Source organism: Acidithiobacillus sulfurivorans (assembly GCF_018853815.1).
In the GTDB taxonomy this organism is placed as follows: domain Bacteria; phylum Pseudomonadota; class Gammaproteobacteria; order Acidithiobacillales; family Acidithiobacillaceae; genus Acidithiobacillus; species Acidithiobacillus sulfurivorans.
Map to the genome: position 1 here is coordinate 1 of NZ_JAAOMP010000074.1, position 14,440 is coordinate 14,440.

Consider the following 14,440-nt stretch of genomic DNA (forward strand, 5'->3'; position numbering starts at 1 on the left):
CAAAGGGCGAGTTCTCTCCTGACAGCAGGATGAGCCTTAGAACAACAGGCAAGGGACGTTGGAGCAAAAAGCCTTGCTGCCCGCCGCCCGATTGAAGGTCAACCAATCAGGTCACAATAGGCTTATCTTCTGCATCCCAGACATTGATGCCCCCGCCCAGGTTATACACCTCGCTAAAACCCATTTCCTGCAAAGTGACCGCTGAAAGTGCAGAACGCGTTCCGCTGTCACAGTACAACACCACCACCTGATCCCGCGCCTGGGATAACACCGGGTGGCAATGCCCGTAATCCGGATCAGCAAGGGCTTCCAGATAGCCTCGAGGAACATGAATGGCTTCGGGTAGATGCCCTTCGACAAAAGCATGGGCTTCCCGCACATCCACCAGCACCAAATCGTCGCGGGTACGCAGCCAGTCTTCCAGAGTATCGCAATCCACTTCACGAATTTGACTGCGCGCACTGCGAATAAAATCAGCCAAAGATTTAGCCATGGACGGCTCCTTTTCAAGGGAATGAACGCTGACCGGATCTCTGGTCAGAGGTATTTTTATCACCTCAAGATTAGCATCTTTGCCACGCTGATCTGAAATAGTGCCCATCCATAAAATATCTGCAAATTCCGTCACCATAACCCCTTTCAATTCCCCATAACATCATTCTATGATGGGGGTGTCGACCATCCGCACATGAGGAGCTACATCATGCCTGCCAGACGTCCTGCGAAAAACGCCTGTGTCTTACCCCCTCTTGGCATGGATGCCAGCAGCCTGTGCACTGATACCCGTCATTACCTGTTTCATACCTTGGGTGCAGAAGCAGAAACCGGCTCGAAAATTAATGTATATACCGCGCTGTCCATGAGCCTGCGTGATCGTCTGGTAGAACGCTGGAAAAAAACCCAGCAGAAAGTAGCGGAAGAGAAGGGTAAGCGCACTTTTTACCTGTCTCTCGAATTTTTGCTGGGCCGTACCATGGGTAACACCCTGCTCAATCTCGGGCTGGAAGAAGCGGCCGGGTCAGTGCTCGAGAATGAACATCGACAATTGACAGACGTCATTGAGACAGAACCCGATGCGGGTCTGGGGAATGGCGGACTGGGTCGTCTGGCTGCCTGCTTTCTCGATAGTTGTGCGTCACTGGGGCTCCCCGTCACGGGTTATGGCATACGCTACAGTTATGGCATGTTTCGTCAGGAAATTCGTGGGGGCGAGCAGGTCGAAGAACCCGATCACTGGCTGAAAAATGGTTATCCCTGGGAACTGAAACGACCAGAACGCGTGCGTCACATTCATTTTTTTGGGCGCAGCGATGTGTATAAGGATGCTCAGGGCAAGTTACATCATCGTTGGGTGGATACCCACGATGTCCTCGCTGTTCCTTATGATATTCCCATACCGGGTTATCGCAATGAGGTCGTCAACACCCTGCGGCTATGGCGCGCTGCCTCCACCGATATATTTGATCTCGGCGAATTCAATGCGGGTGCCTATCCCGAAGCCGTAGCGGCCAAAAATAATGCTGAACATATCAGCATGGTGCTTTATCCCAATGACAGCAGTGAAAATGGTAAGGAACTGCGCTTGCGTCAGCAGTATTTTCTGGCCTCGGCCAGTCTTCAGGATGTGATGACTGACTGGGTCGCGGTACATGGTGAAAATTTTACCCATTTTGCCAAACATCACTGTTTTCAGCTCAACGACACTCATCCCAGTTGCGCAGTACCGGAACTGATGCGCCTGCTGATGGATGAACATGGCCTGGACTGGGATACCGCTTGGAAAATCACCAGCCACACCATGGCCTATACCAACCACACCCTGCTTCCGGAAGCCCTGGAACGCTGGCCGGTACGCCTGTTTCGCCAACTCCTGCCACGCCTTCTGGAAATTATTTTTGAAATCAATGGTCGTTTTCTACAGGAAGTGGCCCGTCGGGCACCAGGGGATAATGCCTTACTACAACGCCTGTCCATCATTGAGGAAAATGGCGAACAAATGGTCCGCATGGCACACCTGGCGGTAGTGGGGAGCTTTTCAGTCAACGGCGTAGCCGCACTGCACACCGAACTGCTTTGCGACGAACTGTTCGCCGACTTTCATAAGCTCTGGCCCCAAAAGTTCAACAACAAAACCAATGGTGTCACGCCCCGGCGCTGGTTGCAGTGGGCCAATCCCGCCTTGCGGGAACCGCTTACCGAGCAAATTGGTCCTGAGTGGAAGAACGATCTGGATCATCTCAAGGCCCTGGCCCCCTTTGCAGAAGACGCCACGTTCCGCAAACGCTGGGATGCAGTCCGCCAAATCAACAAGGCCCGCCTCGCCAAGCTGGTTTTGGAACAAACCGGCGTGCATTTTATTCCGGGTGCCATGGTCGATACCCAGGTCAAACGCATTCATGAATACAAGCGGCAACTGCTCAACGCCCTCCATGTCATTCACCTTTACGATCGCATCAAACGCGGTGAAGGCTCCGAAGTCACCCCGCGTAATGTTCTGTTCGCCGGGAAAGCCGCACCCGGTTATTTCATGGCCAAGCGGATCATCAAACTCATCAACAACATTGCCAGCGTGGTCAATCATGATGCCGATACCGCCGGTCGCCTGCGGGTCTGTTTCCTGCCGGACTACCGGGTTTCTCTTATGGAACAGATTTGTGCAGCCACAGATTTGTCCGAGCAAATTTCCACAGCAGGCAAGGAAGCCTCAGGAACCGGCAACATGAAGTTCATGATGAACGGCGCACTGACGATTGGTACGCTGGATGGTGCCAATATTGAAATCCGCGATGCCGTCGGGCCCGAACACTTTTTCCTTTTTGGTCTGAATGCCCAGGAAGTCAGTCAGTTAAGGGGCAACTATCAACCAGAAGTTTATTTGCGGGCCGACCACGATCTGCAGAGAGTGATGGACCTCCTGCACAGCGGGTATTTCAATGCCTTTGAACCGGGCATTTTTGATCCCATCATGCACACCCTGAATAATCCGCATGATCCCTGGATGGTACTGGCCGACTTCACCAGCTATAAATTGAAACAACAGGAGGCAGCAGCATTGTGGCGTGACCAGACCGAATGGCAGCGTCTGAGTATTTTGAACAGCGCTGCCAGCGGCGTATTTTCCAGCGACCGCACCATTCGGGAATATAATGCCGATATCTGGCATCTCAAACCCCTGGTGATCACCCCATGACAGAATTCGCCTGATCTGCTTTAATGCGTCCTTAATTTGTATTCCTTCCCGGTTTAGAGGAAATTGATGGCCCACACACCGCGCCCCTTACTGTTGCTGATCCTGGATGGCTGGGGTTATCGCGAAGATCCTGAAAACAATGCCATTGCCCTGGCCCATACGCCTAACTGGGACGGCTGGTGGCGTAGCCATCCTCATAATCTCCTTAATGCCTCCGGGGCTTCCGTCGGGCTGCCCGGCGGGCAGATGGGCAACAGTGAAGTCGGGCATATCAATATCGGGGCCGGACGGGTTGTTTACCAGGAATACGAACGCATCAACCGTGGCATCATGGACGCAAGTTTCTATAAAAACAGCGCACTTTGTGCGGCAGTTGATACGGCCAAAGCTCAGGGCGGAGCGGTCCATATCCTCGGATTACTCTCGGCGGGGGGGGTTCATTCCCACCAAGAACATTTGTTTGCGGCTCTGCGCCTGGCCCGAAGTCGGGGAGCGGAGCGGGTGTATGTGCATGCTTTTCTGGATGGACGCGACACCCTACCCCGCTGTGCGGAAAATTCTCTGGAAAAACTGTCCGCCGAATTAAAAACCCATGGTGGAGAACTGGCCTCGCTGATTGGACGGTTTTATGCCATGGATCGGGATCATCGCTGGGATCGGGTACAACAGGCTTATGATTTGCTTACTCTTGGCAAAGGTACCCATTATGCCACCGGTCAGGAGGCGCTGGCGGCCGCTTATGCCCGGGGCGAAAGTGATGAATTTGTTGCTCCCTCACAAATCGGCAGCACGCCCATCTGTATTCAGGATCATGACGCCATCCTGTTCATGAACTTTCGTTCTGATCGCGCCCGGCAGATTACCCGCCCCTTCATTGAGGCCGACTTCGACGGCTTTCCCCGTCAGGCCACACCCAAACTCGCAGATTTTGTGACACTCACTGAATATAGTGAACATTTTGACGTTCACGTGGCTTTCCCCCCGACCCGGCTCAAAAACACCTTCGGAGAATGGCTTGCCCAACATGGATTACATCAGTTACGCATTGCGGAAACGGAAAAATACGCGCACGTAACCTTCTTTCTGAATGGTGGCGATGAAACTGTATATCCTGGCGAAGACCGGATTTTGATTCCTTCTCCCAAGGTCACCACCTACGATCTGCAGCCGGAAATGAGTGTGAGCGCCCTGACGGACGCGCTGGTAGAGCAGGTGGAAAGTCGCCGATATGATGCCATCATTTGCAATATTGCCAACCCCGATATGGTCGGCCACAGCGGCAAACTCAGTGCCGCCATTGCTGCAGTAGAGGCCGTCGATCAAAGCCTCGGACGTATTGTCAGCGCCGTACGTAATGTCGGTGGAGAAGTCCTGATTACGGCAGACCATGGGAATGTTGAGCAGATGCTGGATACCGAAAGTGGTCAGGCACACACCTCGCATACCTGCAACCCGGTGCCCCTGTTGTATATCGGACGTCCCGCCGAGCTCTTGTCGGGCGGTGCTCTGGAAGATCTGGCGCCAACGCTTCTACATCTTATGGGTTTGCCCATACCACCGGAAATGGGTGGAAAAAATCTGGTGCAGACTGCCTAAATGACCTCGAGGATTTTGCTCCGTTCGGTTACTCTGCTGATGCTGACCGGATTACTCCCACTGGGAGCAGATGCCAGTTCTCTTCAGGAGAAAATCCAGAATAACCGCGAAAAACTGGAGCATCTCCACGAGAATCTGGGTCAAATCCAGGCCCATCTGAACGCCGGTCAAAAAACTCAGGCTGAACTGCGCGACGAAATCAAGACGCTTGATCTAAAAATTGCGACAACCCGAAAAAAGCTGGCTGGCATTCAGGCGCAACAACAACAAACCCAAATAAAACTCAATGAACTGAAACAAAAAATAACGGCATTGCAGGCAGAATTAGTCCAGCAGAAAGAAATTCTGGGTAAACAATTGCGGGGGGCCTATATGCTTGGTGGCACAACCCCCCTCGCGGTCTGGCTACAAACTGAAAAGCCCGGAGAATTGGGACGGATGAGCGTTTATTATGCTTCCCTGGCTAAATCCCGTAGTGCGCTCATTGTAAAAACCCAAAATACGGCGGCACAAATTGTTCAGACACAACGCCAGGTAGAGCTGAGAGAAGCGGGATTAGTGAAAATCGCCACGCAAATCCAGGCCCAGGAAAACACGCTGAATCAGCAGCGCCAGCAACATGCCACTCTCGAAAATCAGCTGACCGACCGGATCGCCAAAGACAAGGCCAAAATTGCCGAATTGCAGGCTAACGCCAATATTCTTAATGGCTTGGTGAGTCGTCTGGTGGTTCAGTTCCGGCACCAGGAGGCTGTTGCCGAAGCAGCGCGACGCAAGGCAGCGGCCGAAGCGGCGGCGCGTGCGGCAGCGCAAGCACGCGCCGCCGCCGAGGCAAGAGCGGCACAACAACGCCGTCTGGCTGCAGAAAAACGCGCCGAACAACGCGCTGCAGCGGTGCAAAAAGCCGAGGAACAACAGCGTGCGGAACAAGTCCAACGTGCTGCCGAAAATGCTGCGCCTCCGACTACCGAAGTTCATCCACCTCACATTACCACGGTTCCCCAGAAACCTGTTCCGGCACCGGTCTCACCATCAACACCCCCGCCGCCAGCACCCCGGCCTGCTCCCAGTCCGAGCATCAGCCCGCCCAGCACCCCGATCATCGGCCATGGCCGCTATCCAGCGCCCGTTAACGGTCCCATTACCGCACGCTATGGCAGTCCGCGCGTCACCGGCGGTCTCGACTGGCAGGGTATCACTTTTCAGGCGGCACAAAGAACACCGGTTCGCGCCATTGCTCCCGGCATGGTACTTTATGCTGGCCCACTCAGAGGTTACGGACAAATTGTGATTGTTCAGATTGGTCATAGCCTGCTCAGCATATATGGACATCTAGGTTCCACCGATGCCCATGTCGGCGAACAAATCGCTGCAGGGCATCAGGTAGGCACGGTAGGCAGTGGCGGTGAACTGGGTAATGATGGACTTTACTTTGAAATTCGCAACGCCGGTCACCCCGTCAATCCTCTGGATTACATTCACAACTGATTTCATCCGGATCCTCCAATTTCTGGAAACCGGACGCATGCTTTTTGGAGAAATGCATTATGATCCCGCTCAATCGCATCCTGTCGCGCCCGGCTGACACCTGGCTCAAGCTCAGCGTCCTGTTGGTGCTGGGCCTGGGCAGCAGTTACGCGGGCAGTGCTTACGCAGATACGGATCAGAAGCACATCCCTCTGGAGCAAATCCAAACCCTCAGTCAGGTCTTTGAAATCGTCAAATCCAATTATGTGGACCCTACTTCTGACAAAAAATTAATGACCGGTGCCATCAGCGGCATGGTCAGTGCCCTCGACCCGCACTCCGCTTACCTGACACCCAAGGAATTCAAGGACATGCAGGTGGTCACCGATGGCAAGTTTGGTGGCCTCGGCATTGAGGTGACTGGAGATCATGGCGTACTCAAGGTCGTATCCCCCATGGATGGCACTCCGGCCGCCAAAGCCGGCATCGAACCTGGAGACCTGATTGTCAAAATTGACGGCAAGGCATTGCAGGGCGTTGGTCTGCAGAAAACCGTGGACATGATGCGCGGTAAACCGGGCACACAGGTCACCCTGACCATTTTGCGTCCGCATCAGAATCAGCCCATCCACTTGACCCTCACCCGCGCCATTATCAAGGTCCAGAGTGTACGCTCCGCCATGCTGGCACCAGATTACGGCTATATTCGCATCAGTCAGTTCCAGGAGAACACCGGTCGGGAAACGCGCCAGGCCGTGGAGCAACTGGAAAAAGCGGCTCATGGACACCTGAAAGGTCTGATTCTGGATTTACGCAATAATCCCGGCGGAGTCCTGGGCGCTGGCGTAGAAACAGCAGATACGTTTTTAAATAAGGGACTGATTGTTTACACCAAGGGCCGGACCCCTGACAGCGACATGCGCTTTACGGCACATGGCCCGGATTATCTCCACGGCGCACCCATGATCGTCTTGATCAATGGTGGCTCTGCTTCGGCTGCCGAAATTGTCACTGGGGCACTCAAGGACGACCATCGTGCCCTCATCATGGGGCAGCGCAGCTTTGGTAAGGGTTCTGTCCAGACCGTCATGCCCCTGAGTAATGGTGGCGCACTCAAGCTGACCACCGCCCTGTACTACACGCCGGCGGGTTGTTCCATTCAAAGTCAGGGCATTGTGCCCAATGTCGAAATTCAGCCTGCCAATCCCCAGTTGCGGGCAATGGATGAAGATCTGCTCAAGGAATCGGAATTACAGGGCGTTCTCAAAGCACCCGATACTTGCAGCAAGGTGAAACCGCAGTACACCATCACGGCACCGGTAAGCAAGCCTACCCTCGTCACGGCAAAAACCAGTAGTGGCTCCGCTTCGGAAGAAGCCATGGCAGCCGCCAGCGTCCTCAAGCCGAACCTGGAAAAAGATTATGTCTTGCACGAGGCTTTGGCGATTCTCGAAAAACAGGCAGTACCGGTTGATGAAAATGGTCATAGCGTTCAGGAAGTGATTCCCTTGTCTGTTGCCTCTGGTCAATAAAATTGAACCGGGATAAATCCCATGAAAATGCGGTCAAATCATCGTGGTTTCTGAAATGAGCGGATTTGGCAATCATGCACTTTGGTAAAAATTACGGGGTAGCTGGCTAATGTCTTCAGCCATTCAGGTACTCATACCGGTCGCCGACGGCTTTGAAGATATGGAAGTCGTTATTTGTAGTGACATTCTGCGCCGTGCCGGATGTCAGGTGACGATCGTCGCGTTGCGCCCGGGTCCGGTCACCGGTGGTCGCGGCCTTTGCCTGGTCCCGGACACCACCTGGGATGAGCTGGCCGATACCGAGATGGACGTGATTGTGCTTCCCGGAGGAGCAGCCGGCGTTGAAAACCTCGAAAAACACAGTCCTTTACTGGAGTTGCTGCAACAGCGGAAACAGCAGGGGAAACTGATCGCAGCCATTTGTGCGGCACCGGGCTTGCTGGCCCGCCAACACCTGTTGGAAAACCGCCATGTAACGGCCTATCCGGGTGTGCTGGATCCGCTCAGCAAGGAATATCATTATGAAAGTTCTGCCGTAGTTGTCGATGGTCCACTGATCAGTTCACGGGGTCCTGGTACGGCTATGGATTTTGCCCTTACCTTGGTGGAACTCCTTCTGGGACCTGAAAAAAGACAGGAAACAGAAATTCCACTGCAACGTAGTTCCTGCTAACACTTCCCCTTTGTCTGTGACTATGGATAATAGGGAAGCATCACTTAACCTGAAGGAAAATTTATGAAACTTCGCGCGGTCATTCTTGCTGCCACTGTCAGCGCTTTTGCAGTACCTGCTTTTGCTGCTCCTGTAGCCACTGTCAATGGTACCCCCATCGACAATAGTGAAGTCCAGGCCATCATGTCCATGAGTCCGGCGCTGGCCAAAGAGCCCAATGCCCACGAGCAGGTCGTGCAGAATCTGGTCAACATGGAAGTCCTGTCCCAGTATGCCACCAGCCATAACCTGGCACAGTCTCCTGATGTCAAAGAACGACTGGCTATGGCCAAGCGCCAGATCCTGGCAGATGCCGCTGTGGACCAATATGTTCAGGAGCATCCGGTTCCCGAATCTGATATCCAGGCTGCTTACAACAAATTTGTGCAGGCCATGGGCAAAAAAGAATACGAAGTCCGGCATATTCTGGTCAAAACCAAGGCAGAAGCCGACAAAATCATGGCCGAACTCAAGGCTGGCAAGAAATTTTCAACCTTGGCGGAAAAAGACTCCATCGACAAAGCCAGTGCAGCTCATGGCGGCGAACTCGGCTGGATTGTTCCTGGTATGGTGGTACCGCCTTTCGCCCAAGCTGTTGAAACCGCACCCATTGACAAGCCTGTAGGTCCGGTGCAGACCCAGTTCGGCTACCATGTCATTGAAGTACAGGCGACGCGCGCTTTGACCCCTCCGCCTCTGAGTGCCATGAAGGATCGTATCAAGGCCCAGCTTTCCCAGCAGGAAGCTGCCAAGTTCGTATCCAACCTGCGCAGTCAGGCAAAAATAAACATTACCAAGTAATTGCAGCAGTCTTGCAACTACTGGCGCCGGGATTTTCCCGGCGCTTTTTTTTGTCGATGCCCGCCCCCATATTCAATCGGGCCTGAGCTGTTTGTTTACGCGGTTTCGCCTTGCCAGCGGTCGGGGCAGACGCCACAATGGAGGCAGACAACGTAAATCATGGAGCATGGGAAATGAGTAAAACGCAGCATCGCCGTAGTACGATCCTGGAGCGTGATCCAAAAACGGAAGAGCCAAGGATGTATAAGGTGTTGCTGATGAATGATGACTTCACGCCGATGGATTACGTCGTGCATGTTCTTGAAGCCTATTTCCATAAACCCCATGAGGAAGCCGTTGCAGTGATGATGTCCGTACACCATCAGGGTAAGGGTCTCTGCGGCGTATTCCCTTATGATCTGGCCGAAACCAAGGTCGCTCTGGTCACGGCAGATGCCCGACAACACCAGCACCCACTCCGCTGCATCATGGAAAAGGAGTAGTCCCGATGATCGACAAGGCCTTGGAAAAATCCATCAACCAGGCATTTCAGATTGCCCGTCAGTACGGTCATGAGTATGCGTCAGTAGAACATTTGCTGCTGGCGCTGCTGGACAACCCTGAAGGGCTGGATGTACTCAAGGCCTGTGGCGGGAATGCTGCGCATCTATCCATGGAGTTGCAAAATTTTCTGGAGCGCAAGGTGCCTACCATGGGTCCCGCCGGGACCATCAACACCCAACCCTCGGTAGGCTTTCAGCGGGTCATTCAGCGCGCCCTCTACCATGTACAATCCGCAGGCAAAGAGGCCGTTTCCGGGGCTAATGTCATTGTCGCCATGTTTGCCGAACGCGAATCTCATGCGGTTTACTTCTTGCAGAAAGAACACGTTACCCGACTGGACGTTGTCAACTATCTGGCGCACGGAATGCGCAAGGATGAAGCCATGGACGAGGAAGAAGAAGAAATCGAAGGGAGTCCCGAAAAAAAGGGCAACAGCAAGGACCCTCTGCAGGCTTATGCACGCAATCTCAATACCATGGCCCGTGCCGGACGCCTGGACCCGCTGATCGGGCGGCAGGAAGAAGTCACCAGAGCCTTGCAGGTGCTGGCGCGTCGCCGCAAAAACAACCCGTTGTTTGTCGGTGAACCGGGGGTCGGCAAGACCGCTATTGTGGAAGGCATTGCCAGAGCCATTGTTGCCGGGAAAGTGCCGGAAATGCTGGAGAATGTCACCATTTACGCGCTGGATCTGGGTGCCCTGATTGCCGGATCCCGCTATCGGGGAGATTTTGAAGAGCGCCTCAAGGCGGTTTTGAGAGCGCTGCGCAAACAGCCGGGCAGCATTCTCTTCATTGATGAAATTCACACTCTGATTGGTGCCGGAGCAGCCTCCGGAGGAGCCATGGATGCTTCCAACCTGCTCAAGCCGGCGCTGGCCTCCGGCGAGCTTAAATGTATTGGAGCCACCACCTATCAGGAGTTCCGCCAGCATTTCGAGAAAGACCGGGCCCTCACCCGACGCTTCCAGAAAATTGACGTTCCTGAGCCCTCTCAGGAAGAATCTGTGCAAATACTGCGCGGACTGAAAGGCCAGTTTGAGCAGCACCACAATCTCCGGTACACCGATACTGCACTGCGGGCAGCAGTGGAACTTTCGGTCAAGCATATTCATGATCGCCATCTGCCTGACAAGGCCATTGATCTGATTGACGAAGTGGGTGCGGCCCAGGCTTTACTGCCCCCCTCCCGGCGGAAAAAAAGCATTGGCGTCCACGATATTGAGGAAATGGTGGCCCGCGTAGCGCGCATTCCCGGTAAAAATGTTTCTTTAGATGATCGTCAGGCGCTGAAAAATCTGGAAAGAGATCTGGGCCTGGTCATCTACGGACAGGCAAAAGCCATTCATGAGCTTTCCGCAGCCATCAAAATGGCTCGGGCCGGACTCCGGCATCAAGAAAAACCGGTGGGTACTTTCCTGTTTTCCGGACCCACTGGCGTGGGCAAAACCGAACTCAGCCGCCAGTTATCCAGCCTGCTGGGAATCCCGTTGTTGCGCTTCGATATGAGTGAATACATGGAGCGCCATACGGTATCCCGTCTGATTGGCGCGCCTCCGGGTTATGTGGGGCATGATCAGGCCGGTCAACTGACGGAAGCTGTCAGTCGCAACCCCCATTCCGTGCTGCTTCTCGACGAGATCGAAAAAGCCCATCCAGATATTTTCAATGTATTGCTGCAAGTCATGGACCACGGCAAGCTGACTGATGCCGGTGGTCGTTCGGTGGATTTCCGCAATGTCGTCCTGATCATGACCACCAATGCCGGTGCTGAGTCCCGAAACAAGGCCAGCATTGGCTTCATGAAACCTGCAGAACTGGAAGGTGGTCAGGAAATGGAAACCATCCGGCGGGTATTTTCACCGGAATTCCGAAATCGTCTGGATGCTGTTGTGCCCTTCAGCGCTCTGTCTCGGGACACCATTCTCCATGTGGTCGACAAATTCATCATGGAACTGGATGAGCAACTGCTTGGCAAGGGTTACAGCCTCGAAATCAGTCCTGAACTCCGGAAATGGCTGGGCGATAAGGGCTATGATCCGCAAATGGGCGCACGGCCCATGGCCCGCGTCATTCAGGAACACCTGAAAAAGCCTCTGGCCGAGCATATTCTTTTTGGAGATCTGCCCAAGGGCACCCGAATCAGCGCCACACTGGAAGACGATGCAGTGATATTGCGGATTCCCGAAGCGGTGACACAGGAATGAATCTGAAAGCGGCAGAGGTTCCCGAGGCTTTGCCGCAATTTTGGCCCGTGCCGTTGGCACAAAAAGCCTCCGGGCTCTCTGCCGAATTCTGGATAGTTCGATAAATCATGAGCACTTACGGCTTTCATTTTGACAACAGCTACGCCCGCGAACTGGAAGGATTTTTCGCCCCCTGGCAAGCGGCAACGGTGCCTTCTCCCCATATACTGCTGTTCAACCATGCTCTGGCGAGTCAACTGGGGCTGAATGGTGCCGATCTGGACAGCGATGCGGGCGCTGCCATTTTTTCCGGCAATGAAATTCCGGATGGCGTGCAACCTTTAGCCCAGGCCTACGCCGGTCATCAGTTTGGTAATTTATCTCCACAACTGGGCGATGGTCGAGCCTTGTTGCTGGGTGAACTATTGGACCCGGATGGTCGACGCTGGGATATTCAACTTAAAGGCTCGGGGCGAACCCCTTTTTCGCGAGGTGGAGACGGCAAAGCAGCCCTTGGTCCCGTACTTCGGGAATATTTGATGGGCGAAGCCATGACCGCACTTGGTATTCCCACTACCCGCGCACTGGCAGCCGTTAGCACCGGTGAGATCATTCATCGCGACACGCCTCTGCCCGGTGCCATTTTGACGCGTATTGCTGCCAGCCATATTCGCGTCGGTACTTTTCAGTTTTTTGCGATTCGTAATGATCAGGAAAAAGTCCGGCAACTGGCAGATTACACGATTGCCCGTCATTACCCCGCATTAAAAACGGTCAAAAATCCCTATCTCGCCCTGTTTAATGCCGTTGCCGACCAGCAGGCAGCGCTGATTGCCCGCTGGATGCTGGCAGGATTCATCCATGGCGTCATGAACACCGATAACATGAGTATTGCCGGGGAAACCATTGATTATGGTCCCTGCGCTTTCATGGACCGCTACGATCCAGCCACCGTATTCAGCTCTATAGACAGTCAGGGACGTTATGCCTACGGCAATCAACCGCTGATAGCCCAGTGGAATCTGACCCGCTTTGCGGAAACCCTGGTCGAACTGGTTGATCCCGACAGCGAAGTCGCCATTCGCCAACTGACCGAAGCCATCAACCATTTCCCGAAAGTTTATGCAGATTACTGGTTACAGGGCATGCGCGCCAAACTAGGCCTACACACAGAAGAAGAACAGGACCAGGAACTGGCCCAGGACTTTCTGACGACGCTGGAAGGTCAATCCGTGGATTATACCCGGGCATTCCGCAGCCTCTCGACAGCAGCCTTGGGGAACCCTGCGGCGTTGCGCAGCCAGTTTGACGATGCCGTTGCTGTGGATGCCTGGTTGCAACGCTGGCAGGATCGTCTGACGCGGGAACCCATGCAGGCTGAGGAAAGAGCACTACGGATGGATCAAGTGAACCCCATCTATATTCCGCGCAATCATAAAGTGGAAGAAGCCCTGAATGCAGCGACTCAAAACCGCGATCTCGGTCTTTTCCGCCAGCTGCTCGAAGTACTCGCCGAGCCTTTTACTGAGCGCACCGGTCTGGAAAGCTACGCGCAGCCCGCACCCGAAAGCTTCGGAGTTTACAAAACCTTCTGTGGCACCTGAGTGCTGAGAAAATCCAGAACGCGCTGAACTTGTGCGTGGATTTGCTCATAAGCGTCTGATGGAGCATCCAGCATCTGCTCCACACTCTGAATAGTAGGCTGATCGGGAGTAATTTCATTCGCACAGTGCCGGATCAGGGCATCAATGCTGAACGCCGTACTTTCGAGATGAAATTGTAAGCCTATGATTTGATTTCCCAACTGAAAAGCCTGATTTTCACAGGCCGCACTATGGGCCAGACGGGTTGCTCCAGGCGGCAAATCAAAAGTCTCGCCATGCCAATGGAAAGCCTGTATTTGCCGGGGAAATTGAAAATGATCGGCGTCAGATACTTCTGCATATATGGGAAACCAGCCAATTTCCTTCTGTCTGCCCGGAACAACCCGCGCCCCGCAGACATTAGCAACCAGCTGCGCGCCCAGGCAAATGCCCAAAATCGGTAAATCAGCCGCTATGGTTTCGAGTATAAAGCGTTTTTCCGCAGACAACCAGGGATAAATGGCTACATCATGAATACTCATCGGACCACCGAGAATAATCAGCAGATCAAATTCTGCAGGGGCTGGTAATGCGCTATTTTCATAAAAACGCGTCCAGGACACTCGGGCTTTGCGGTCCTCAAGCCAGGTTTCCATACTACCCAGTCCTTCAAAAGCTACATGCTGGAGAACATGAACACGCATAGCTGAAAATCCTCCATCGATATTTCTCCCGACCCCTCAGCCTATGCCCTGAATGAGGAGGATTCAACTGAAAATGTTTTTAATAATACATAAGCCCCGTCAAATCCGGATGGGTCTGACGGGGCCATGA

At 53.7% G+C, this 14,440-nt stretch carries 11 protein-coding genes; 9 read left to right on the plus strand and 2 right to left on the minus strand.

The window, feature by feature from the left end; translation table 11 throughout:
- Positions 1 to 106: 106 nt before the first annotated feature.
- Positions 107 to 493 (minus strand): rhodanese-like domain-containing protein, encoded by a 387-nt coding sequence (locus tag HAP95_RS06435; RefSeq protein ID WP_215883470.1) that lies wholly within the window; start codon positions 491 to 493, stop codon positions 107 to 109.
- A 210-nt stretch (positions 494 to 703) separates the two neighbouring features.
- Here HAP95_RS06435 and HAP95_RS06440 point away from each other — a divergent pair, with 210 nt between their 5' ends.
- The 9 genes from HAP95_RS06440 to HAP95_RS06480 all read left to right on the plus strand — a co-directional run bounded on the left by HAP95_RS06440 (position 704) and on the right by HAP95_RS06480 (position 13,627).
- Positions 704 to 3,190, plus strand: coding sequence for a glycogen/starch/alpha-glucan phosphorylase (locus tag HAP95_RS06440; protein ID WP_215883471.1), 2,487 nt, complete (start codon positions 704 to 706; stop codon positions 3,188 to 3,190).
- Positions 3,191 to 3,256: 66 nt separating this feature from the next.
- A complete protein-coding gene (gene gpmI / locus HAP95_RS06445; RefSeq protein WP_215883472.1) occupies positions 3,257 to 4,786 on the plus strand; it encodes a 2,3-bisphosphoglycerate-independent phosphoglycerate mutase in 1,530 nt (509 codons plus the stop codon).
- The gene (locus tag HAP95_RS06450; RefSeq protein ID WP_215883473.1) at positions 4,787 to 6,274 is read left to right on the plus strand and encodes a murein hydrolase activator EnvC family protein; all 1,488 of its coding nucleotides are present in this window, start codon (positions 4,787 to 4,789) and stop codon (positions 6,272 to 6,274) included.
- 59 nt (positions 6,275 to 6,333) lie between these two features.
- The gene (locus HAP95_RS06455) at positions 6,334 to 7,785 is read left to right on the plus strand and encodes a S41 family peptidase (RefSeq protein ID WP_215883474.1); all 1,452 of its coding nucleotides are present in this window, start codon (positions 6,334 to 6,336) and stop codon (positions 7,783 to 7,785) included.
- A gap of 109 nt (positions 7,786 to 7,894) precedes the next feature.
- Positions 7,895 to 8,458 carry a DJ-1 family glyoxalase III gene (locus HAP95_RS06460; protein ID WP_226832616.1) on the plus strand — a complete coding sequence of 188 codons (564 nt, stop codon included), beginning with the start codon at positions 7,895 to 7,897 and terminating at the stop codon, positions 8,456 to 8,458.
- A 63-nt stretch (positions 8,459 to 8,521) separates the two neighbouring features.
- Entirely contained in the window at positions 8,522 to 9,298 is a 777-nt protein-coding gene (locus HAP95_RS06465; protein WP_215883475.1) for a peptidylprolyl isomerase, read from the plus strand.
- Positions 9,299 to 9,471: 173 nt separating this feature from the next.
- Entirely contained in the window at positions 9,472 to 9,780 is a 309-nt protein-coding gene (gene clpS / locus HAP95_RS06470) for an ATP-dependent Clp protease adapter ClpS (protein ID WP_193651588.1), read from the plus strand.
- A gap of 5 nt (positions 9,781 to 9,785) precedes the next feature.
- Positions 9,786 to 12,044: an ATP-dependent Clp protease ATP-binding subunit ClpA gene (gene clpA, locus HAP95_RS06475; RefSeq protein WP_215883476.1), complete on the plus strand. Its 2,259-nt coding sequence runs from the start codon at positions 9,786 to 9,788 to the stop codon at positions 12,042 to 12,044.
- Between the two features lie 107 nt (positions 12,045 to 12,151).
- Positions 12,152 to 13,627 carry a protein adenylyltransferase SelO gene (locus HAP95_RS06480; RefSeq protein ID WP_215883477.1) on the plus strand — a complete coding sequence of 492 codons (1,476 nt, stop codon included), beginning with the start codon at positions 12,152 to 12,154 and terminating at the stop codon, positions 13,625 to 13,627.
- Here HAP95_RS06480 and HAP95_RS06485 read toward each other — a convergent pair.
- The gene (locus HAP95_RS06485) at positions 13,603 to 14,310 is read right to left on the minus strand and encodes a type 1 glutamine amidotransferase (RefSeq protein ID WP_215883478.1); all 708 of its coding nucleotides are present in this window, start codon (positions 14,308 to 14,310) and stop codon (positions 13,603 to 13,605) included. The two genes, HAP95_RS06480 and HAP95_RS06485, sit on opposite strands and share 25 nt — an antisense overlap.
- Positions 14,311 to 14,440: the final 130 nt, after the last annotated feature.

What these genes read in the sequence shown, in the direction of transcription:
- HAP95_RS06435 (WP_215883470.1), bottom strand. Translation starts at nt 493, where the DNA reads ATGGCTAAATCTTTGGCTGATTTTATTCGCAGTGCGCGCAGTCAAATT.
- HAP95_RS06440 (WP_215883471.1), top strand. Translation starts at nt 704, where the DNA reads ATGCCTGCCAGACGTCCTGCGAAAAACGCCTGTGTCTTACCCCCTCTT.
- gpmI (WP_215883472.1), top strand. Translation starts at nt 3,257, where the DNA reads ATGGCCCACACACCGCGCCCCTTACTGTTGCTGATCCTGGATGGCTGG.
- HAP95_RS06450 (WP_215883473.1), top strand. Translation starts at nt 4,787, where the DNA reads ATGACCTCGAGGATTTTGCTCCGTTCGGTTACTCTGCTGATGCTGACC.
- HAP95_RS06455 (WP_215883474.1), top strand. Translation starts at nt 6,334, where the DNA reads ATGATCCCGCTCAATCGCATCCTGTCGCGCCCGGCTGACACCTGGCTC.
- HAP95_RS06460 (WP_226832616.1), top strand. Translation starts at nt 7,895, where the DNA reads ATGTCTTCAGCCATTCAGGTACTCATACCGGTCGCCGACGGCTTTGAA.
- HAP95_RS06465 (WP_215883475.1), top strand. Translation starts at nt 8,522, where the DNA reads ATGAAACTTCGCGCGGTCATTCTTGCTGCCACTGTCAGCGCTTTTGCA.
- clpS (WP_193651588.1), top strand. Translation starts at nt 9,472, where the DNA reads ATGAGTAAAACGCAGCATCGCCGTAGTACGATCCTGGAGCGTGATCCA.
- clpA (WP_215883476.1), top strand. Translation starts at nt 9,786, where the DNA reads ATGATCGACAAGGCCTTGGAAAAATCCATCAACCAGGCATTTCAGATT.
- HAP95_RS06480 (WP_215883477.1), top strand. Translation starts at nt 12,152, where the DNA reads ATGAGCACTTACGGCTTTCATTTTGACAACAGCTACGCCCGCGAACTG.
- HAP95_RS06485 (WP_215883478.1), bottom strand. Translation starts at nt 14,310, where the DNA reads ATGCGTGTTCATGTTCTCCAGCATGTAGCTTTTGAAGGACTGGGTAGT.